Origin of the sequence: Curtobacterium sp. PhB130 (genome assembly GCF_003755165.1) — a bacterium.
Lineage (GTDB): Bacteria > Actinomycetota > Actinomycetes > Actinomycetales > Microbacteriaceae > Curtobacterium.
Genome location: NZ_RKII01000007.1, coordinates 663325 through 682470 on the forward strand (window position 1 = coordinate 663325; position 19146 = coordinate 682470).

Here is a 19146-nt window from a genome sequence, read left to right on the forward strand (position 1 = left end):
CAGACCCTGGTCTGACCCGCAACACCACACAGCAAGTACCCGAAGCACCACCCACTGCACCATCTCAACGACGAGAAAGTAGAGAGTCATGCGCACTGCCATCCGCGCACTGGCCATCACCGCGGCCGCGGCACTCACCGTGACCGGCCTCGCAGCCTGCTCCTCCGGGTCGTCCGGTTCCTCCGGCGACTCCAAGACGCTCACCTACTGGGCGTCGAACCAGGGCACGTCCCTCCAGAACGACAAGGAGGTGCTGACCCCCGTCCTCAAGAAGTTCACCAAGGAGACCGGGATCAAGGTCAACCTCCAGGTCATCGGGTGGAACGACCTGCAGACGAAGATCCAGACCGCCGTCACCTCGGGCCAGGGCCCGGACGTCGTCAACATCGGCAACACGTGGGCGACCTCGCTCCAGGCCACCGGCGCCTTCCAGGAGTTCGGTTCCTCGGAGATGAAGGCGATCGGCGGGTCCGACAAGTTCGGCAAGGTCGCGCTCTCGACCGGTGGCGCCCCCGGCAAGACCGTCACGAGCGTCCCGCTCTACGGCCTCGCCTACGGCCTGTACTACAACAAGGCGATGCTGAAGGACGCCGGGATCACCCCGCCCACCACGTGGGAGGACCTGGTCACCGACGCCAAGAAGCTGACCACCGGCAGCACCTACGGGTTCAGCCTCGCCGGCGGTTCGTACACGGAGAACTCGCACTTCGCGTTCATCAACTCGGCCCAGAACGGTGGCGAGTGGTTCGACAAGGACGGCAAGCCGACCTTCACGTCCAAGGCGAACGTCGACGGCATCAAGCGCTACCTCGACCTCATGCAGGTCTCCAAGGTCGCGAACCCGTCGAACGCGCAGTACGACAACGCCACCCAGTCGGTGACGGACTTCGCGAACAAGAAGGCCGCGTTCATCCTCAACCAGAACAACGCGAACGCGACGATCGAGTCGCTCGGCATGAAGTCGGACGAGTACGGCGTCGTGGCACTCCCCGCCCCGACCGGCGCGAAGGACATCGCGTCCTTCCCCGCCGGCATCAACCTGTCGATCTTCAAGAACACGAAGAACAAGGACGGCGCCCTCAAGTTCGTCAAGTACATGACCAGCGCATCCACGCAGACGACGCTCGACAAGCCGTACTCGGCGCTGCCGGTGCTCGCTGCTGCGGCTGACTCGGTCACCGACGAGCAGACGAAGACGTTCCTCGACATCTACAACAACAAGGCGAAGCCGCTCCCGCTGGTGCCCGCCGAGGACCAGTTCGAGTCCACGGTCGGCAAGGCGATGAACGACATGTTCGCCAAGATGGCAACCGGTGGCACCGTGTCCACTGCTGACATCAAGTCCGCGCTCCAGACCGCCCAGGACCAGGTGTCCCAGGCGAACGGCTGATCCACACCCAGCCTGGAGGCCCGGGGCGCGTCCGCAGGGCGCGCCCCGGGTCTCCACCCCTCAGCTCCACAGCCGCTGCCACGGCTGGCACAGCACCCGAAAACCACCTGAAGCCGAAAGGCCCTGCCCATGTCCACGACGGTCCTGCCTGACTCCGAGGCCATCGACCTGACGCACACGAAGGCGCCGACCCTGTCGGGTCCACCGCCCCGTGGGAAGCGCCGCCTGCAGTGGCTGCCGTACGCGCTCGTCGGTCCCGCCATCCTCTTCGAGCTGCTGATCCACATCGTGCCGATGCTCGTCGGCATCTGGATCAGCTTCGTGCAGCTCACCAAGTACTTCATCGCGAACTGGGGCGCTGCGCCCTGGGCAGGCCTGCACAACTACGCGGTCGCCGTGGACTTCAACCAGGCGATCGGCAAGGGACTCCTCAACTCGTTCCTCATCACCTGCGCGTTCACGGTCCTGGTGGTCGGCCTGTCGTGGGGCTTCGGCATGATGGCGGCCGTCGCGCTGCAGAAGCCGTTCAAGGGCCGCGGCCTGTTCCGCACCCTGTTCCTGGTGCCCTACGCGCTGCCGATGTACGCCGGCGTCATCACCTGGAAGTTCATGTTCCAGCGTGACTCGGGTGCCCTGAACCACCTGCTCGTCGACCAGCTGCACCTCTTCAACGGTGTCGCCCCGTTCTGGCTCATCGGCAACAACGCCTTCGTGGCCGTCGTCGTCGTCGCGATCTGGAAGACCTGGCCGTTCGCGTTCCTGATGCTGATGGCCGGCCTGCAGTCGGTCCCCGCGGACGTGTACGAGGCCGCTTCGGTCGACGGTGCGAAGCCGTTCCGCCAGTGGCGTTCGATCACGCTGCCGATGGTCCGCCCGGTGAACGTGACCCTCGTGCTCGTGATGTTCCTCTGGACCTTCAACGACTTCAACACGCCGTACGTCCTCTTCGGTTCGACGGCGCAGCCCCCGGCAGCCGACCTGCTCAGCTTCCACATCTACAACGCCTCGTTCATCACCTGGAACTTCGGCTCCGGTGCCGCGATGAGCGTGCTCCTCCTCCTCTTCCTGCTCGTCGTCACCGGCATCTACCTCGCCGTCACCAACCGGAGGTCCGTCCGTGCGTGAAACAATGGGCGCCAAGTCCTTCAAGGTCATCGTCCTGGCACTCCTGACCGTCTTCACGGTCGTGCCCCTCTACGTGATGATCACCACGGCCATCAAGCCGCTCGGTGACGTGCAGAACGACTTCACGTGGATCCCGACCAACATCACCTTCCAGCCGTTCATCGACATGTGGTCGACGGTTCCGCTCGGCCGGTACTTCATCAACTCGCTCGTGGTCTGCACGGTCGCGACGGTGTTCTCGCTGATCATCGCCACCTTCGCCGCCTACGCGGTGTCGCGGTGGAACTTCAAGGGCAAGAGCGCCTTCACCACGACGGTGCTCTCGACGCAGATGTTCCCCGGCGTCCTGTTCCTGCTCCCGCTGTTCCTCATCTTCACGAACCTCGGGCAGACCCTCGGCATCCAGCTCGTCGGCAGCTGGCTCGGCCTGATCATCACCTACCTGACGTTCACGCTCCCGTTCTCGATCTGGATGCTCGCCGGGTACTTCGAGACCATCCCGCGTGAGCTCGACGAGGCCGCGATGGTCGACGGCTCGGGCCCGATGGGCGCGCTGTTCCGGATCATCCTGCCCTCGGCCCGTCCGGGTCTGGTCGCCGTGGGGATCTACTCCTTCATGACGGCATGGGGCGAGGTGCTCTTCGCCTCGGTGATGACGAACGGCAACGGGCAGACGCTCGCGGTCGGTCTGCAGCAGTACTCGACGCAGACGAACGTGTACTGGAACCAGATCATGGCCGCGTCGCTCGTGGTCTCGATCCCGGTCGTCATCGCGTTCCTCGTCGTGCAGCGCCAGTTCGTCGCCGGCCTGACCGCCGGTGCGGTGAAGTAAGCGCCGACGGCAGGGGCGGCGCTGATCGGCACCGCGCAACCCAAGACGGTCCGCACCACGGTTTCCCGTGGTGCGGACCGTCTTCCGTTGTGCGACGCCGGGCCGAACCGGGCGCGACGCCGGCCGCGCCGAGTGCCGCGCCGAGCGCGCCGCCGGGCGCGACGACGCGCCGCGCACGACAGGATGGACGCATGAGCGACACCAGGGGACGACAGCTCCGGCCGGGGCAGCGCAGCCGCGTGCACGTGTACGACGTCGAGGCCCGGTCCAGCCGGCTCGTGTTCGAGTCCGGCACGGTGCTCGTCGAGGCGCCGAACGTGCTCGACGAGCAGACGCTGGTGCTGAACGCCGGCGGCGACCTCTGGCTGCTGCGCCTGCCCGAGCGGGGCACGGACACCGTCCTGGACGAGACCGCGCTCGAGCGCGTCCCGATGCACGGCGTGCCCGAGATCAACAACGACCACGTGCTCGACCCGTCCGGCCAGGCCGTCGTGGTGAGCGGCCGCGACGGCGAGCTGTACCGCGTCCCGCTGCCGGCCGGCGGCACCGGGGAACGCATCACGGACACCGCGGCAGCGCTGCCGGTGTTCCGCAAGTTCTACCTGCACGGGATCGCCGCCGACGGCTCGTCGCTCGCGGCGATCGTGGGGGAGCGGACCGAGGACGGCGTCTGGACGACCGACGTCGCGCTCGTCGATCCAGCCACGGGGCACCCGACGTTCCTGACCCGCGACGAGCACCCGGACGACGGCGTCTCGTTCGCCGGCGACCAGCTCGTCTGGAACTCGGAGCGGTTCACCCCGGGCACCGCACAGCTGGTGTCGCTGTGGCCCGGTGCGACCGACCCCGTCCGGATCACCAACGACGACCGGGTGAACTGGTTCCCGCACGTGTCGCCGGACGGTGCGCACCTGCTGTACCTGTCCTACGCGCCGGGCGTGCAGGGCCACCCGGCCGATCACCGCGTGGAGCTGCGGCTGCTGCCGGGCGTCCTGGTCCGCGGAGCCCGGATCGCGGTCGTGCCCGAGACCCTCGTCACGCTCGACGGCGGCCAGGGAACGGTCAACGTGCCACCGTGGGCCCCGGACTCGACGTGGTTCGCGTACTGCGACTACCCCGGTTGAACGCCGGAACGACAACTGCGCAGTCGTGCGACTGCGCAGTTGTCGTCCTGGTGCGCGGGACTAGACCTCGCGGACCTGCCCCTGCTTGATGTGCAGGCGCCGCTCAGCACGCTTCGCGACCCACGAGTCGTGCGTCACGATCACGACCGTCAGGCCGCGGTCCTTCCACTGCCGCTCGATGAGCCCCATGATCTCGTCACGGGTGGCCTCGTCGAGGGCACCGGTCGGTTCGTCCGCGAGCAGCACGCTCGGGTTCTTCACGAGGGCCCGCGCGATCGCCACGCGCTGCTGCTGCCCACCGGAGAGCTCCGCGGGGAGGTGGTCGAGCCGCTCGCCGAGGCCGACCTCCTGCAGGGCGTCGGTGGCGCGCTGCCGGATCTCGGACCGGGAGCGGTTCGCCAGCGACCCCGCGAACGCCGTCTCGACGTTCTCCAGCGCCGTCAGCGTCGGGATCAGGTTGAAGCTCTGGAAGACGAAGCCGATCTCCGTCGCCCGGAGGTCCGTCAGCGCCCCGTCACCGAGCTTGGCGACGTCGCGCTCGCCGAGGTTCACCGACCCGGCACTCGGCCGGTCCAGCGCGCCCAGCATCTGCAGCAGCGTGGACTTCCCGCCGCCGGTCGGGCCCTGGATCGCGACGAGCTGCCCCTGGGGGATGGTCAGGTCCACGTTCGTCAGGGCGGTGACGGTGCGGTTCTTCTGCTTGTACGTCTTGCTGACGTTCGTCAGCTTGTACATCGGGACGGAGGCTCGGCTCGCCTCGCCGGCAGCGGGTGCGGTCTCGGTGGTGGTCACGGTTGCTCCTGTCGTCGGTTCCGATGGATCGGTTCTCGTTCGCGCGTCGGCCATCAGGCCACGCTCCGCAGGGCCTCGGCCGGACGGAGCCGCGATGCGCGCCAGCCGCCGAGGGCACCGGCGATGAGGCCGCCGAGGATCGCCAGTCCGATCGCCAGCAGGATGACCTCGACGGTCACGGGGGCGTGCAGGACGACGTCCGTGGTCGACGCGGTGCTCGCGCCGCCGCCGCCGAAGCCGCCGGCCGGAGCGCCGCCGGTCGTGCCGGAGCCCGCCGCGGCGGTCGCGGCACCACCCGGGAACCCGCCGGCGCCGCCGGTCCCGCCCGCCCCACGGCCCGTGGTCGAGGTGGCGCTCGCCGAGATCGTCGGGGAGATGACGTTGACCACGAGGATGCCGATCAGACCAGCTGCGGCACCGATCACGCCACCGATGAGGCCCTGGACGAGGGACTCCCCGGCGACCTGTCGGGTGATGCGGCCGTTCGACCAGCCGATCGCCTTGAGGGTGCCGAACTCACGGGTGCGTCGGGTGACCCCGGAGATCGTGAAGAGGATCGCGATGAGGAACGCCGCTGCGAGGACCAGGATCGAGAGCCACGTCCCGAGGTTCGAGACCAGGCTCGACGCGGTCGAGAGCGAGCCCGAGACGCTCGAGGCGAGGTCCGACTCGGTGGAGACCGTGGCGCTGGTGAGCTTCGCCTGCAGCGCGGTCTTGATGGTGCTGACGTCCGAGGACGACTGCGCGGACACGTAGATCGAGGTGACCTTGCCCTTGAGGTCCGCGAGGGTCTGGGCGGTGTCGAGCGGCACGTAGGTGTTCGAGCCGGTGGTCGATGCGGAACCGGTCGAGGCGACGATGCCGATCACGGTGAACTTGGTGCCACCGATCGAGAGGGTGTCACCGACCGCCTTCGACTCGCTCTTGGCGTACGACGAGTCGAGCACGACGACGTCCTTGCCGGCGTCGGAGGCCGTGAAGGTCCGGCCCTTGGTGATCTCGGTGCTCGTCAGCGGCCCGACGGCGTCGCCGGAGACCGGGATGCCGGTCACGGTGAACGAGTCGACGTTGAAGGAACCGCCGCCGAAGCCGCCGCCGCCGCCGGTGCCGCCGCTCGGCGGACCGTTCTGGGTGGAGGTCCCGGAGTCGGTGGAGCTGCTGCTGTCGCTCGAGCCCTGCTGCACCGAGCCGGAGAACGTGCTGTTCTCGAGGGTGAGGACCCCGGTCGCGGCCTTCACGCCTGCCGTGTTCGTGACGGTCGTCACGTTCGCCGCGGTGAGGGTGCTCGTGCCACGCGTGACGGCGAGCTTCGACTGCGACAGGTTGGTGCTGCCCGAGGAGCCGGAAGCGCTCTGGTCGCCGAAGTCGAAGCTCGGGCGCCCGGTGCTCGACGACGTCGGCGTCTCGGTCTTCGAGACCGTGATGTCGGTGCCGACGCCGTACACGGACTGCAGCACGCTCGACTGTGCCGACTTCACACCGCTGGAGATCGAGGACACGATGACGACGAGGGCGATGGCGAGTGCCATGCCGATCGCGATGATGACGGTCTGCTTCTTGCGGTTCGTGAGTTCGCGCCTGAGGTAGGTCAGGAACATGGTTCTCCTCGGTGGTGGGCCGGCACACGGGTCACCGGCCGCGCATCGGGAGCGCGGCGGGGCCGACTGAGGAGAAGCTAGGCAGCGCTGTTATGGGCGCACCCTCGCGTCCCTATGAGCTCCCTAAGGGCCCGGGTCAGGACGCGTCGCCGTAGCTCCGGCGCAGGTGCTCGGCGTAGCCGCCGGGGGTCCGTCCGTCGAAGCGTCCGCTCGTGACCACCGGCAGCTCCGTCGTCGCGTCGACGCGCAGCCCGAGGGCACGGGCGCGTTCGACGAGCCGGACGTCCTCGTGCTCCGGCACGGGGTCGAACCCGCCCAAGGCGACGTACGCCGTGGCGAGCACCCCGAGGTTGGCGCCGTGCACGTGGCCGAGGGCGGCCCCCGGCGGATGCGCCGTCGTCCAGCGTGCGAGGACGACCGGGTCGAGGTCGTCCGGGTCCGGCACCACGGCACCCACCAGCACGTGGACACCGGCGGCCAGGGCGTCGGCCTGCTGCACGAGCCAGCCCGGCCCGACGCGGGAGTCGGCGTCGGTGTGGGCGAGCCACCGGGTGCCCGGGTCCTGCTGGGGTGCGTGCTGGAGCGCCCGTGCGACACCGAGCGAACGTGCTCGTCCGACGCCGACGCGCGGCGTCTCGAGCACCTCGACCGGGTACTCGCGGGTGATCCGGGCGGTGTCGTCGGTGCAGCCGTCGAGGACCACGGTCACCCCGACCGCGACGTCGGGGCGTTCGGCACGGAGGCGCTCGGCGGCCACGAGGACGGCGTCGAGACAGTCGGCGATCCGGTCCTCCTCGTCGTGCGCGGGGACGACGACGTCGATGCGCTGACGGGCGCTCACCGGACGAGCCCCTCGGCGCGGGCGACCGCGACGACCCCCGGGCCGGGCAGGACGCTCAGCACGAAGTCCTCCTCGACGTGGCGCACGAGCGCCGGACGCGGCCACCGTTCGGCGAGGCGGGCGTCGACGGCGTCCCCGCTCGAGACCGCCTCGTCGTCGGGGTGCCGCCAGTGGCACGCCACGAGGACACCGTCGTCGGCGAGCGAGCCGAGGACGCGGTCGACGGTCCGGTCGAGGTCCGCGTCGGAGAGGTAGTAGCCGACCTCGGACAGCACGACGAGGTCCCACGTCCCCTCGGGCCAGTCATCCGGCAGCGCCGCCTGCAGGAAGCGGGCCAGCGGTGCGCGTGTACGAGCACGGTCGAGGGGCGCCGCGGCGATGTCGGTGCCGAGGACGTCGTCCGCGCGCTCGGTCAGCGCCGCCGTCAGGACACCGGTCGCGCAGCCGATCTCGAGCGCGGAGCGGTAGCGCTCGCGGGGGAGCGCGGCGAGCGTGACGGCACGCTTCCGGCGCTCGTACCAGGAGCCGTCGAAGTCCCACCCCTCCGGATTCCGGGCGTAGTGCGCGTCGAACGACTCCCGTGACCGCGAGCTCGCCGGCGTCCGGACCGCGGTGCCGAAGAACCACTCGACGTCGCGGAGGTGGTGCGCCGCGTGCCGCTCGTCGACGATCGCCTCGTCACCCGGTGCCGGGGAGAGCGGCAGGACCTGCGAGCGGTACGCGGCGAGAGCGGCGCGCTTCCGGTCGAGGACGTCGTCGGACAGGGCGAGGGCGTGCGCCGTGTCCCACGGTGCCGCGGGGGCGTCCGGGCGGTCCCAGTGCCACGCCCAGATCGGGTAGGACAGCAGGTCGACCTCCGGCCGTCCCGAGGCCACTGCCTCGGCGACCTCGCCGGCGACGCGGTGGTCGCGGTGCCCGTCCCCGTGCCACGGGGCGACGAGCAGCGTTCGGCCTCCGGAGGCCTCGGCCGTGGCGTCCAGCCGTGCGACGAGGGCGTCGCGGAGGGTCTCCGGCTGCTCGCGGAGTCCGACGTCCGGCACGCCGAGCGAGCCGGCCGTCACGTCCGGGTGCAGCGCCACCAGGGCGTCGCGGAACTCTCCGGCGCGGACCGCGGCGAGTTCGTCCGCCGTGGTGGTGGGGGAGTCCGGGTGCGACCCCTCGCCGAGCGTGACGAGGACGACGTGCACGGGGACCCCGGCGTCGGCTGCCGTGGCGATCAGTCCGCCGGCGCCGAGCGTCTCGTCGTCGGGGTGCGGCGCGACGACGACGACCGCGGCGACGTCGGTGAGGTCGACGGGGCGGGGCGTGACCGCGTCGAGGAACGGGGTCCAGGTCGCCGCGGGCGTCCCGGGTTCCCGGTGGTCGAAGCTCACCACGCGACACCGCCGCGCTCGAGGACCATCCGGCCGATGCGGGCGAGGTCCCGGTCGCCGTGGTCCTGCAGGACGTAGAGCTCGAGGTCGGCGACCCGAGCCGCGACGGCGGCGTCGGAGGTCAGCGGTGCCGGGCCGAGCGCTCCGATCACCCGTGTCCGCACGGCGTCGACGGCCCGGCGGACCCGGGAGCGGACGACCTGTGCGAGCAGCGCCCAGTCGACGTCATCGGCGGAGGCGCCGGAGTCAGCGTCGATCCTGGCCGCGGCGTCCGCCAGCGCGTCCTCGGCGTCGGCGAGGTCCGCGACGACCGCCCCGAGCGTCACCCGGAGCAGTTCGGCGTCCGGACGTGTGGCGGCGTGGTCGCGGAGGACCCGGGCGAGCCCGACGGCGCCACCCCACCAGCACGCGGCGACGCCGATCCCGCCCCAGGCGAAGCCCGGGCGCGTGAGGTACCAGCCGGGATCGCCGACCGGGGTCGCGCGGACCCCGTCGAAGTCCACCGGACCGCTCGGCACATCCGGCATCCCGCGCGCCACCCAGGCGTCGTCGTGCGTGGTGACGCCGTCCTGCCGGAGGTCGACCGCGAACAGCTGCCGGTCGTCGCCGCGGTGCGCGGTGACCAGTGCGTGCGAGAGCGTCGACGCGAGCGAGCACCACGGCTTCGTCCCGTCGAGCACGACGGACCCGTCGCTGCCCGGGGTGGCCGTCAGCCGCGTCCCGGGCCCCTCCGCCGCGAACACGCCCCACGTCGACCCGTCCGGCACATCGATCCCGGCCTGGGCCAGGATCCCCAGCGCGTCGAGGTGCGGTTCGACGGTCCTGGCGAGCGCGACGTCGACCGCGGCGACGGCTGCGAGCGTCACGAACGCCCGCCCGGCCGTGCCCGCGGACAGGGGTGGGGTGATGGACGCGACCGCCCGCGCGACGGCGAGCCGGGCCGCCCGGGCCGCGCCGGGCCTCCCGGCGGTGTCCGTCAGTCGGCCGACGTCGACGGCGCGTGCGTCAGCGGGCCAGGCGGTGGATCGGATCATCCTGCCAACCTACGGATGCGACCCCGAGACGGCTGACCGTTCATCCACAGACCGCCGAGTGGGTCTCCACAGACCGCTCATAGGAAACTCTCGATACTCGAAGACGTGACCATCTCCCAGCCTGCAGCAGCTCCGCGCCTCACGCGTGCCGACGGTTCGCCGTTGCGCATCCTCGTCGTCGACGACGAGGCCAGCCTCACCGACCTCCTCTCGATGGCGCTCCGCTACGAGGGCTGGGACGTCACGAGCGCGAACGGCGGCCAGGACGCCCTCGCCAAGGCGCGCGAGTTCAAGCCGGACGCGATGGTGCTCGACGTGATGATGCCGGACCTCGACGGCCTGCAGGTCCTCAGCCGGCTGCGGCAGAACAACGACGACACCCCGGTGCTGTTCCTCACCGCGAAGGACTCCGTCGAGGACCGCGTCACCGGGCTCACCGCTGGCGGCGACGACTACGTCACCAAGCCGTTCTCCCTCGAAGAGGTCGTCGCGCGTCTCCGTGGCCTCATCCGCCGATCGCAGATCTCCGTCTCCGAGGCCGGTGACTCCCGCATCGTCGTCGGCGACCTGGTGCTCGACGAGGAGTCGTACGAGGTGTCCCGTTCCGGCCGCCCGATCGAGCTGACCGCCACCGAGTTCGAGCTGCTCCGCTTCCTGATGCGGAACCCGCGCCGGGTGCTGTCCAAGGCGCAGATCCTCGACCGCGTGTGGTCGTACGACTTCGGCGGCAAGTCCTCCGTCGTCGAGATCTACATCTCCTACCTGCGCAAGAAGATCGACGCCGGGGAGACCCCGATGATCCACACCGTGCGCGGTGTCGGGTACGTCATCAAGCCCACCTCCTGAGACCCTTCGTCCCATGACACTGCGCCGCCGGCTCGTCCTGAGCATCGTCGCCCTCGTCGTCGCCGTCAGCGCGGTGATCGGCGCGGGCAGCATCATCGCGCTCGCCTCGATCCAGACGGGCGCGATCGACCAGCAGCTCCAGACCGCGACGAAGCGTGCCACGAACAAGTTCGGGCAGGGGCAGACCTCCCAGCCCCCTGGTGACGACGTGCTCCGCCCGGCGGGACAGGCAGCCGGGACCCTGACCGCGTACTACTTCACCGGCGGTCGTGCCGGTGGCATCGTGATCGAGGACGACGGCTCGCCCTCGTCGCTCAGCGCCGACCAGCTGCAGCGCCTCGGGCAGGTCAAGGTCGGCATCGCCCCCGCGACCATCGACCTCGGCAGCACCGGGACCTACCGTGTCGCCGCCGTCCGCGTGGACAACGGGTACCTCGACGACGCCGTGCTGGTGGTCGGGCTGCCGATGTCGCCGGTCTACCAGAGCGTGTGGTCACTGCTCTGGGTGGTCATCTTCGTCGTCGGTGCCGCCCTCGTGGTCGCCTCCGTCGTCGCCGCGGTCGTCGTCCGGCGCTCCCTCCGCCCCCTCGAACGCGTCGCGGAGACCGCGTCCACGGTCGCGCGGATGCCGCTGGAACGCAGCGACGCCCTCGACGGCGTGCGCGTCCCCGACACCGATCCACGCACCGAGGTCGGCCGCGTCGGCGCTGCGTTCAACCGGATGCTCGGACACATCGGCGGCGCCATGCAGGCCCGGGAACGCTCCGAGCAGAAGGTCCGGCAGTTCGTCGCCGACGCCTCGCACGAGCTCCGCACGCCGCTCGCCTCGGTCCGCGGCTACGCCGAGCTCACCCGCCGGATGGGCGGTGACCTGCCGCCGGACGTCGTCTACGCGATGAGCCGCATCGAGTCCGAGTCCGTCCGGATGACGTCGATGGTCGAGGACCTGCTGCTCCTCGCCCGCCTCGACGAGGGCCGGGAGATCCAGTTCGACGACGTCGACCTGACCGGGCTGGTGTTCGACGCGGTGAACGACGCGCACGCGGCGTCGCCGGACCACGAGATCTCCGTCGACGTGCCCTCCACGCCGGTCGTCGTGCTGGGGGATGCCGCGCGGCTGCACCAGGTGATCGTGAACCTCGTCACCAACGCCAGGACGCACACCCCGGAGGGCACCCGCATCACGGTCGGCCTCACCCCCGTCGGTGACGGCGTGGACCTCACCGTCCGGGACACCGGGCAGGGGATCGACCCCGAGTTCCTGCCGAAGCTGTTCGAGCGGTTCGCGCGGGCGGACAGCTCGCGGTCGCGGAGCGCCGGGTCGACGGGCCTCGGGCTCGCGATCGTCGACGCGGTCGTGCAGGCGCACGGCGGGTCCGTCGCGGTGGCGAGCGTGCCGGGGGACACCGTGTTCACGGTGCACCTGCCGGCTGCGCCGCCGGAGGGCGCCGACGGCGCCGCCGGCGCCGGCGCCGGCGCCGCCGCCGCCGACGCCGCGGGCGCCGCCGACGCCGCCGCCGCCGCTGGCACCGCGCCCGCCGACGATGCCTGGGCCCACGTGCCGAATCGCGCGTAGGAAGTCGAATCGCGCGTAGGAGGTCGGAAGTTCCGACTGCCTACGCGCGATTCCACTTTCCAGCGCGCGCGTGATGGGAACCTTCGCAACCACCCGACGGGAGGCGCGGTGCCAGCCGGCACCGAGCCTCCCGTCCGCTGTTTGGTGACGTCCAGAGCGTCTGCTACAGTTCTCGAAGCCAAAGACCGCCGGATGCCGTCATGCTCGCATGACGGTCGAAGGTCCTCACTCGTGAGGCATCCCGCGCAGGTGTTCAGAACGACTCCCGCCATTCTGGTGGAAGCAGCTCCGAGCCTCTGCGCCGGAGCTTTTTTCATGTGTGCGGACCTGGGGCTACCGGCAAGACCCCCAAGGAGAACCATGGCGAACAAGGAAGCTGCGGTCGCCGAGCTCACGGAGTCCTTCCGTAGCTCGAACGCCGTTCTGCTCACCGAGTACCGCGGTCTCACGGTCGCGCAGCTCAAGGAGCTCCGCAACTCGATCCGTGAGCACGCCACGTACGCCGTGGTGAAGAACACGCTGACCAAGATCGCGGCGAACAACGCCGGCATCTCGTCGTTCGACGACGAACTCGCCGGTCCGTCCGCTCTCGCCTTCGTCCACGGTGACACCGTCGCCGTAGCGAAGTCGCTGCGTGCATTCGCCAAGGCGAACCCCGAGCTCGTGGTGAAGGGCGGTTACTTCGACGGTAACCCGCTCACCGCGACCGAGGTGGACAAGCTCGCCGACCTCGAGTCCCGTGAAGTTCTGCTCGGCAAGCTCGCCGGCGCCTTCAAGGCCTCGCTGTTCGGTGCTGCGTACCTGTTCAACGCACCCCTCTCGCAGGCCGTCCGCACGGTGGACGCCCTCCGCGAGAAGCAGGAGTCCGCGGCCTGATCAGGCACGCGTTCCACAACCACATCACGTACTGAGTAGTAGGAGAAAATCATGGCGAAGCTTTCGCAGGACGAGCTCATCGAGGCCTTCAAGGAGCTCACGCTCATCGAGCTCTCGGACTTCGTGAAGAAGTTCGAAGAGGTCTTCGAGGTCACCGCGGCCGCCCCGGTCGCCGCTGCCGCTCCGGCCGGCGCTGCCGCTCCGGTCGAGGCCGCTGAGGAGAAGACCGAGTTCGACGTCATCCTCAAGTCCGCTGGTGACAAGAAGATCCAGGTCATCAAGGAGGTCCGTGGCCTCACGTCGCTCGGCCTGGGCGAGGCCAAGGCGCTCGTCGAGACCGCCGACGCGAAGATCCTCGAGGGTGCGAACAAGGAGACGGCCGACAAGGCGAAGGCTGCCCTCGAGGCCGCTGGCGCCACGATCGAGCTCGCGTAGTTCCGACCGTTCGGTCACGAAGGCCGCTGCCCCTCGGGGTGGCGGCCTTCGTCGTGTGCGCTGGGGTGCGCGGGGCGGGCGCGCGGCGCGGCGGGCGCGCGGCGGGGAGCGGGTGGCGTGTTCGACGAAAGCGACATCGCACGTGGTTTCGCGCCGCGCTTTGCACCGCGAGATGTCGCTCGATGCGGGCGCATTGGGGCGTGCGACATCGAGTACATGAAAGCGCGGCGCAAAACTCCGCTCGGTGTCGCTTCCGCAGCGTGAACGAGTCCTCCACACGAGCGCTCATCGATTGAGTTGTCCACCGATCGCGTCAGTGGACGTTCTCCGGGGCGAGGCTCAGCGACGCTCGGTGCATGGAACTCGACCCCGCGCATCCCGCCCGGCTCCTCCGTGCCTCCTCGGACCGCACGACGGCGCGACAGCTCCAACGCTCGGCTGCGAACGGTCTGCTCCGGAGAGTGTCGCCGGGCGTGTACGTCCGTCCGGATGACTGGGACGGGCTCGACGCTCGCGGCCGCCACCTCCTGCTGGTCCAGGCGGTGGCGCCGAAGCTCCCACCGAGGGTGGCACTGTCGCACCTGTCAGCCGCTGCGGTCCGCGGGTTGGCGCACATCGGACCCTGGCCCGAGCGGGTGCAGGTGTCCCCACGGGGGTTCTCCCGTCACGAGATCGCCGGCGTCAGCGTGCGGCGGCCCGTACCGTCGCTCGGTGAGCGACGTGCGCCGCCGGACAGCTTCCTGGGTGTGGAGGTGGCGGATGCGGTCGAGACGGCGCTCGGAGCGATCCTGGACGCACCATTCGTCGCGGCGGTGGTGCTGCTCGACGCTGCGCTCTGCGGTGGTGTCGACCGTGCGGTTCTGACGAGTTCGGCTGAGCAGCTCGTCGTCCGTGGCCGTCGCCATGTGGAGCGCGTGATGTCAGTGAGCGATGTGCGCCACGAATCCGTCGGTGAGTCGTACTGTGCCGCGCGGTTGTCCGAGCTCGGGTTCGACCGCGCCGAGCCGCAGCACGAGTTCCGATTCGACGACGGAGCCACAGTGCGCGTCGACTTCTGGATGCCGTCGCTCGGCATCGTGGTCGAGTTCGACGGGCGCCAGAAGTACGAAGACGCGTCGATGCTGCACGGGCGCAACGGGGCCGACGCGGTCTGGGCCGAGAAGGTACGTGAGGACCGGGTACGTGCGCTTCCCCAGGTGCGGGGTTTCGTCCGCGTGACCTGGTGGCACCTCGTCGACCCGGAGCGGCTCCGCGCGCTGTTCCGACAGCACGGGGTGTCGACCCGATGAGTGGCGCGCGGAGGGCGGCGGGGTCAGGGCAGCGTGCTGTGGCGGCGGCCGTAGAGCGCGTAGAGCGCGGCGCCAGCGAGCATCCAGATGGCGAATGCGATCCACGTGCCCGCGCCGAGGAACACCGCGAGCAGGGCGCAGCTGAGCGTGCCGAGGATCGGGACGACAGGGAAGAACGGGACACGGTACGAACGCTCGAGCCCGGGCTGCGAGCGACGCAGGATGATCACGGAGACGTTCACCAGCGCGAAGGCCACGAGGGTGCCGATGCTCGTCGCGTCCGCGAGCTCGCCGAGGGGCACCAGGGCGGCGACGATCGTCACGACGACACCGACGATCAGGGTGTTCGCGATCGGGGTCCCGGTTCGGTGCGAAACCCGGCCGAAGACCTTCGGCACCAGTCCGTCGCGCGCCATCGTCAAGAGGATCCGTGTCTGGCCGTAGAGCACGGTGAGCACCACGCTGGCGATGGCGATCACGGCGCCGATCGAGAACACCAGCGCGACGAGCGGCTGCCCCGTGACGTCGACGACGATGCGGACCAGCGACGCCTCGGTGGAGGAGAACGACGTCCACGGCCGGGCACCGATCGCGGCGATCGCGACCAGGATGTACAGCGCCGTGATGAGCGCGATCGAGCCGATGATCGCGCGGGGGAGGTCACGGCGGGGGTTCTTCGCCTCTTCGCCGGCGGTGGACGCGGCGTCGAACCCGATGTAGGAGAAGAAGAGCCGGGACGCGGCCGCGGTGACGCCCGCGGCACCCATGGGTGCGAGCGGCTCGAAGTTCCCCGCGCGGAACGCACTGAACGCGACGACGACGAAGAACACGAGGAGCGCGATCTTCACCATCACCATCAGGGTGTTGACCCAGGCGCTCTCGCGGGCTCCCGGCAGCAGGACGGCGGTGGCGATGAGCACGAGTGCCGCCGCTGGCAGGTTGACGACGCCACCGTCACCCGGGGGCGCCGAGAGCGCGGCGGGCAGGTGCAGCCCGAACACCCGGAGGGTCTCGTCGACGTACTCGCTCGCGCCGACGGCGACCGCGGCGACGGACACCGCGTACTCGAGCACGAGGCACCAGCCGCACACCCAGGCGATGCCCTCGCCCATGGTGGCGTAGGTGTACGAGTAGCTCGACCCGGACGTCGGGACGGCTCCGGCCATCTCGGCGTACGACAGTGCGGAGAGCAGGGCGGCGACCCCGGCGACGACGAACGAGATCCAGACTGCGGGCCCGGCGAGCGGGACGGCGGTACCGAGGACCACGAGGATGCCGGTGCCGAGCGTGGCACCCACGCTGATCATCGTGAGGTGCCAGACGCCCAGGGTCCGTCGGAGCGGCTCGCCGTCCACACCCGAGGCCGCTTCGCTCTGCAGCTGGTCGATCGGCTTGCGGCGCGTGAGCTGGTGCCGGAGCGACGTGACGGTGGACGGGTCGGGGCGGGACGGCGCGGACGGCATGGGACCTCGTGGTGCGTGGAACGGGACGGGTCATGCTCGCACGGCCCCGAACAGGGGTCAATTCCACAGATCGGTCCAGCGGAGGGGCCGATGTCCCACGGCGGGGCTACATTTGCTCGGGTGAGCGGACCGTCCGGGTCGCGCCGGGCGGAAGGAGCTCGCATGAGCATGCCGGGGATGCGTGGCGGTGGCGGTGGTGGCCGCGGCGGCCGGATCTCGAGCGGTGACTTCGACGCGCAGAAGGCGGCGAACGCCGAAGCTCCGCAGATCCCGCACCTGCTCAAGCGGATCGCCGGGCTGTTCGTCCCGCACCGTCGGGCGATCATCTTCACGACCGTGCTGGTGCTCATCGGTGCCGCGCTGTCCGTGATCCCACCGCTCCTGACGCAGAAGGCGTTCGACCTCGGGCTGTTCCCGAAGTCCGGCACGCCGGACGTCCCGGTGCTCGCCGAGCTCGTCACCGCGATGGTGGTGCTCTGGATCGCGAGCGCCGGGGTGGGCGTGTGGCAGACCTACCTGACGGCGACGGTCGGCAACAAGGTGATGGGCGCCATGCGGATGCGGCTCTTCGCGCACCTGCAGCGCATGGAGCTGGCGTTCTTCACCCGCACGAAGACCGGCGTCATCCAGTCCCGCCTCCAGAACGACGTCGGTGGGGTCGCGAGTGTCCTGAACAACACGATCTCCTCGGTGCTCGGCAACACCGTGACGGTCATCGCCGCGGTCGTCGCGATGCTGCTGCTGAGCTGGCAGATGACCCTCGTCGCGGTGGTTCTGCTGCCGCTCCTCGTCATCGCCCAGCGGAAGGTCGGGCAGGTCCGCGCCAAGATCGCCGGACAGACGCAGGAGTCGCTCTCCGACATGACCGCGATCACGCAGGAAGCCCTGAGCGTCTCGGGGATCCTGCTCGCGAAGAGCTTCAACCAGCAGCGCAGTGAGACGCACCGGTACGGCGACGAGAACCGGAACCAGATCGCGCTGCAGGTGCGCCAGCAGATGTCCGGGCAGTGGTTCTTCGCGATCGTGCAGATCTTCCTGTCGATCATCCCGGCGATCATCTACCTCGTCGCCGCGTACCTGATCCTCGGCGGCATCCCGATCACGGCCGGCACGATCGTGGCGTTCACGACCGTGCAGTCCCGGCTGCTGTTCCCGACGGTGGGGCTCCTCAGGGTCGTCCTCGACCTGCAGACCTCGGGTGCACTCTTCGCCCGCATCTTCGAGTACCTCGACCTGAAGCCGGCGATCACGGACTCGCCGACCGCGCGCAAGGTCGATGAGTCCCGGGTGGGACACGTCGCCTTCGACGACGTCACGTTCACCTACCCGGACGGCGAAGCCGACAAGCCGACGCTCCGCGGGGTGTCCTTCGAGCTGCAGCCGGGCCAGTTCGCGGCGTTCGTCGGACCCTCCGGCGCGGGCAAGACGACGGTCTCGTACCTCGTTCCGCGACTCTACGAGGCGACGCGGGGCTCGGTCCGCTTCGCCGGCGCCGACGTCCGGGACCTCGAGCACGAGGACCTGATGCGGCACGTCGGCATCGTCTCCCAGGAGACGTACCTGTTCCACGCGACGATCGGTGACAACCTCCGGTACGCCAAGCCCGGCGCCACGCTCGAAGAACTCGAGCGCGCCGCGCGGGCGGCGAACATCCACGAGACGATCGCGTCCTTCCCCGACGGGTACGACACGATCGTGGGGGAGCGCGGCTACCGGCTGTCCGGCGGCGAGAAGCAGCGGATCGCCATCGCGCGCGTGATGCTCAAGGACCCGCCCGTGCTCGTGCTCGACGAGGCGACGAGTGCGCTGGACTCGATCTCCGAGCGCGTCGTGCAGACCGCGCTCGACGCGGCCGCACGTGGGCGGACGACGATCTCGATCGCGCACCGACTCTCGACGATCCGCGATGCCGACGTCATCTTCGTGCTCGACCACGGGCAGATCGTGGAGCAGGGCACGCACGACGAACTCATCGCACGGGACGGCACGTACGCGACGCTGCACCGACAGCAGAACGCACCGGTCGACGCCCTGGACGCCTGACGCGCCGGGGGAAGGGGCGGGGCGGGCGCGGGCCGAGCCTCCAGGCCGAGCCGGACCCGGCCCGGCGGACCCGGACCCGCGGACCCGGACCGGCGTATCCGGACGCGCGGATCCGGACCGGCGGATCCGGACCGGCGGACCCACCTGCGGACCCACCTGCGGACCCGGACCGGCGGATCCGGACCGGCGGACCCGGACCGGCGAGCCCGGACCTCCCCGCCACCCGCGTCGAGGCCGGCGACCACATCGGGCAGACGGCACTCACCCGGGAGGCACCGCTCACCACCGCCGTCGCCCTCACCGAGGTCGCGGCGCTGGTCGTGCCCGCCACCGCCCTCGACCAGATCGTGCGGTCCACCCCCGCGCTGGCGCGCGACATGGGCGACGTCATCGACCGCCGTCGCGCCGAGGTCTCGGCAGCGGTGACGGCCCACGTCGCGCCCACAGGGGTGCCCTCCTCGCTCGCGTCGTAGTCGATCGTCACGCTCCGGAGGGACTCGGGTGCGCCG

Annotated in this window: 17 protein-coding genes; 11 read left to right on the forward strand and 6 right to left on the reverse strand. The window is 70.3% G+C overall.

All coding sequences use genetic code 11. The features are described from left to right. The first annotated feature begins 88 nt into the window (after positions 1-88). The 4 genes from EDF24_RS09020 to EDF24_RS09035 all read left to right on the forward strand — a co-directional run bounded on the left by EDF24_RS09020 (position 89) and on the right by EDF24_RS09035 (position 4471). Positions 89-1390 carry a sugar ABC transporter substrate-binding protein gene (locus tag EDF24_RS09020; RefSeq protein WP_123655482.1) on the forward strand — a complete coding sequence of 434 codons (1302 nt, stop codon included), beginning with the start codon at positions 89-91 and terminating at the stop codon, positions 1388-1390. Positions 1391-1519: 129 nt separating this feature from the next. Further along, positions 1520-2515 carry a carbohydrate ABC transporter permease gene (locus tag EDF24_RS09025; RefSeq protein ID WP_185017392.1) on the forward strand — a complete coding sequence of 332 codons (996 nt, stop codon included), beginning with the start codon at positions 1520-1522 and terminating at the stop codon, positions 2513-2515. Beyond that, the gene (locus tag EDF24_RS09030; protein ID WP_123655481.1) at positions 2508-3347 is read left to right on the forward strand and encodes a carbohydrate ABC transporter permease; all 840 of its coding nucleotides are present in this window, start codon (positions 2508-2510) and stop codon (positions 3345-3347) included. The genes EDF24_RS09025 and EDF24_RS09030 overlap by 8 nt, the downstream gene beginning before the upstream one ends. Before the next feature lie 191 nt (positions 3348-3538). Then, positions 3539-4471 carry a biopolymer transporter Tol gene (locus tag EDF24_RS09035; RefSeq protein WP_123702310.1) on the forward strand — a complete coding sequence of 311 codons (933 nt, stop codon included), beginning with the start codon at positions 3539-3541 and terminating at the stop codon, positions 4469-4471. A gap of 60 nt (positions 4472-4531) precedes the next feature. On the opposite strand, the gene EDF24_RS09040 is transcribed toward EDF24_RS09035, so the two are convergent. The 5 genes from EDF24_RS09040 to EDF24_RS09060 all read right to left on the reverse strand — a co-directional run bounded on the left by EDF24_RS09040 (position 4532) and on the right by EDF24_RS09060 (position 10109). Next, the gene (locus EDF24_RS09040) at positions 4532-5206 is read right to left on the reverse strand and encodes an ABC transporter ATP-binding protein (protein ID WP_123655974.1); all 675 of its coding nucleotides are present in this window, start codon (positions 5204-5206) and stop codon (positions 4532-4534) included. A gap of 110 nt (positions 5207-5316) precedes the next feature. Continuing rightward, positions 5317-6861: an ABC transporter permease gene (locus EDF24_RS09045; RefSeq protein WP_123702312.1), complete on the reverse strand. Its 1545-nt coding sequence runs from the start codon at positions 6859-6861 to the stop codon at positions 5317-5319. A gap of 136 nt (positions 6862-6997) precedes the next feature. Continuing rightward, positions 6998-7702 (reverse strand): glycosyltransferase family 2 protein, encoded by a 705-nt coding sequence (locus EDF24_RS09050; RefSeq protein ID WP_260233397.1) that lies wholly within the window; start codon positions 7700-7702, stop codon positions 6998-7000. Continuing rightward, positions 7699-9075, reverse strand: coding sequence for a PIG-L family deacetylase (locus EDF24_RS09055; RefSeq protein WP_260233398.1), 1377 nt, complete (start codon positions 9073-9075; stop codon positions 7699-7701). The genes EDF24_RS09050 and EDF24_RS09055 overlap by 4 nt, the downstream gene beginning before the upstream one ends. After that, positions 9072-10109 carry an acyl-CoA dehydrogenase family protein gene (locus EDF24_RS09060; RefSeq protein WP_123702318.1) on the reverse strand — a complete coding sequence of 346 codons (1038 nt, stop codon included), beginning with the start codon at positions 10107-10109 and terminating at the stop codon, positions 9072-9074. Before EDF24_RS09060 ends, EDF24_RS09055 begins: the two co-directional genes overlap by 4 nt. Positions 10110-10214: 105 nt before the next feature. Between EDF24_RS09060 and EDF24_RS09065 the strand changes: the two genes are divergently transcribed. From EDF24_RS09065 to EDF24_RS09085, 5 genes are all read left to right on the forward strand, one after another. Further along, positions 10215-10955 carry a response regulator transcription factor gene (locus tag EDF24_RS09065; protein ID WP_123655475.1) on the forward strand — a complete coding sequence of 247 codons (741 nt, stop codon included), beginning with the start codon at positions 10215-10217 and terminating at the stop codon, positions 10953-10955. A 13-nt stretch (positions 10956-10968) separates the two neighbouring features. Further along, the gene (locus EDF24_RS09070; RefSeq protein ID WP_123702320.1) at positions 10969-12531 is read left to right on the forward strand and encodes a cell wall metabolism sensor histidine kinase WalK; all 1563 of its coding nucleotides are present in this window, start codon (positions 10969-10971) and stop codon (positions 12529-12531) included. Between the two features lie 360 nt (positions 12532-12891). After that, positions 12892-13407 (forward strand): 50S ribosomal protein L10, encoded by a 516-nt coding sequence (gene rplJ / locus EDF24_RS09075; RefSeq protein ID WP_123655473.1) that lies wholly within the window; start codon positions 12892-12894, stop codon positions 13405-13407. Between the two features lie 51 nt (positions 13408-13458). Continuing rightward, complete coding sequence (gene rplL, locus EDF24_RS09080; protein ID WP_123655472.1) at positions 13459-13842, forward strand: 50S ribosomal protein L7/L12; 384 nt, start codon at positions 13459-13461, stop codon at positions 13840-13842. A gap of 356 nt (positions 13843-14198) precedes the next feature. Next, positions 14199-15131 carry a hypothetical protein gene (locus EDF24_RS09085; RefSeq protein ID WP_123702322.1) on the forward strand — a complete coding sequence of 311 codons (933 nt, stop codon included), beginning with the start codon at positions 14199-14201 and terminating at the stop codon, positions 15129-15131. A 23-nt stretch (positions 15132-15154) separates the two neighbouring features. Here EDF24_RS09085 and EDF24_RS09090 read toward each other — a convergent pair whose 3' ends face one another. Continuing rightward, positions 15155-16594, reverse strand: a complete 1440-nt coding sequence (locus EDF24_RS09090) for an amino acid permease (RefSeq protein WP_123702324.1) — start codon at positions 16592-16594, stop codon at positions 15155-15157. Between the two features lie 168 nt (positions 16595-16762). Between EDF24_RS09090 and EDF24_RS09095 the strand changes: the two genes are divergently transcribed. Both EDF24_RS09095 and EDF24_RS19150 read left to right on the forward strand, forming a co-directional pair. Next, positions 16763-18637: an ABC transporter ATP-binding protein gene (locus tag EDF24_RS09095; RefSeq protein WP_123655973.1), complete on the forward strand. Its 1875-nt coding sequence runs from the start codon at positions 16763-16765 to the stop codon at positions 18635-18637. A gap of 320 nt (positions 18638-18957) precedes the next feature. Next, complete coding sequence (locus EDF24_RS19150; RefSeq protein ID WP_185021617.1) at positions 18958-19110, forward strand: hypothetical protein; 153 nt, start codon at positions 18958-18960, stop codon at positions 19108-19110. Positions 19111-19146 lie beyond the last annotated feature (36 nt).

Coding starts and splice junctions, on each gene's coding strand:
- EDF24_RS09085 (WP_123702322.1), top strand. CDS start 14,199: ATGGAACTCGACCCCGCGCATCCCGCCCGGCTCCTCCGTGCCTCCTCG.
- EDF24_RS09035 (WP_123702310.1), top strand. CDS start 3,539: ATGAGCGACACCAGGGGACGACAGCTCCGGCCGGGGCAGCGCAGCCGC.
- EDF24_RS09020 (WP_123655482.1), top strand. CDS start 89: ATGCGCACTGCCATCCGCGCACTGGCCATCACCGCGGCCGCGGCACTC.
- EDF24_RS09040 (WP_123655974.1), bottom strand. CDS start 5,206: ATGTACAAGCTGACGAACGTCAGCAAGACGTACAAGCAGAAGAACCGC.
- rplL (WP_123655472.1), top strand. CDS start 13,459: ATGGCGAAGCTTTCGCAGGACGAGCTCATCGAGGCCTTCAAGGAGCTC.
- rplJ (WP_123655473.1), top strand. CDS start 12,892: ATGGCGAACAAGGAAGCTGCGGTCGCCGAGCTCACGGAGTCCTTCCGT.
- EDF24_RS09025 (WP_185017392.1), top strand. CDS start 1,520: ATGTCCACGACGGTCCTGCCTGACTCCGAGGCCATCGACCTGACGCAC.
- EDF24_RS09070 (WP_123702320.1), top strand. CDS start 10,969: ATGACACTGCGCCGCCGGCTCGTCCTGAGCATCGTCGCCCTCGTCGTC.
- EDF24_RS09060 (WP_123702318.1), bottom strand. CDS start 10,109: ATGATCCGATCCACCGCCTGGCCCGCTGACGCACGCGCCGTCGACGTC.
- EDF24_RS09090 (WP_123702324.1), bottom strand. CDS start 16,594: ATGCCGTCCGCGCCGTCCCGCCCCGACCCGTCCACCGTCACGTCGCTC.
- EDF24_RS09095 (WP_123655973.1), top strand. CDS start 16,763: ATGCCGGGGATGCGTGGCGGTGGCGGTGGTGGCCGCGGCGGCCGGATC.
- EDF24_RS09045 (WP_123702312.1), bottom strand. CDS start 6,861: ATGTTCCTGACCTACCTCAGGCGCGAACTCACGAACCGCAAGAAGCAG.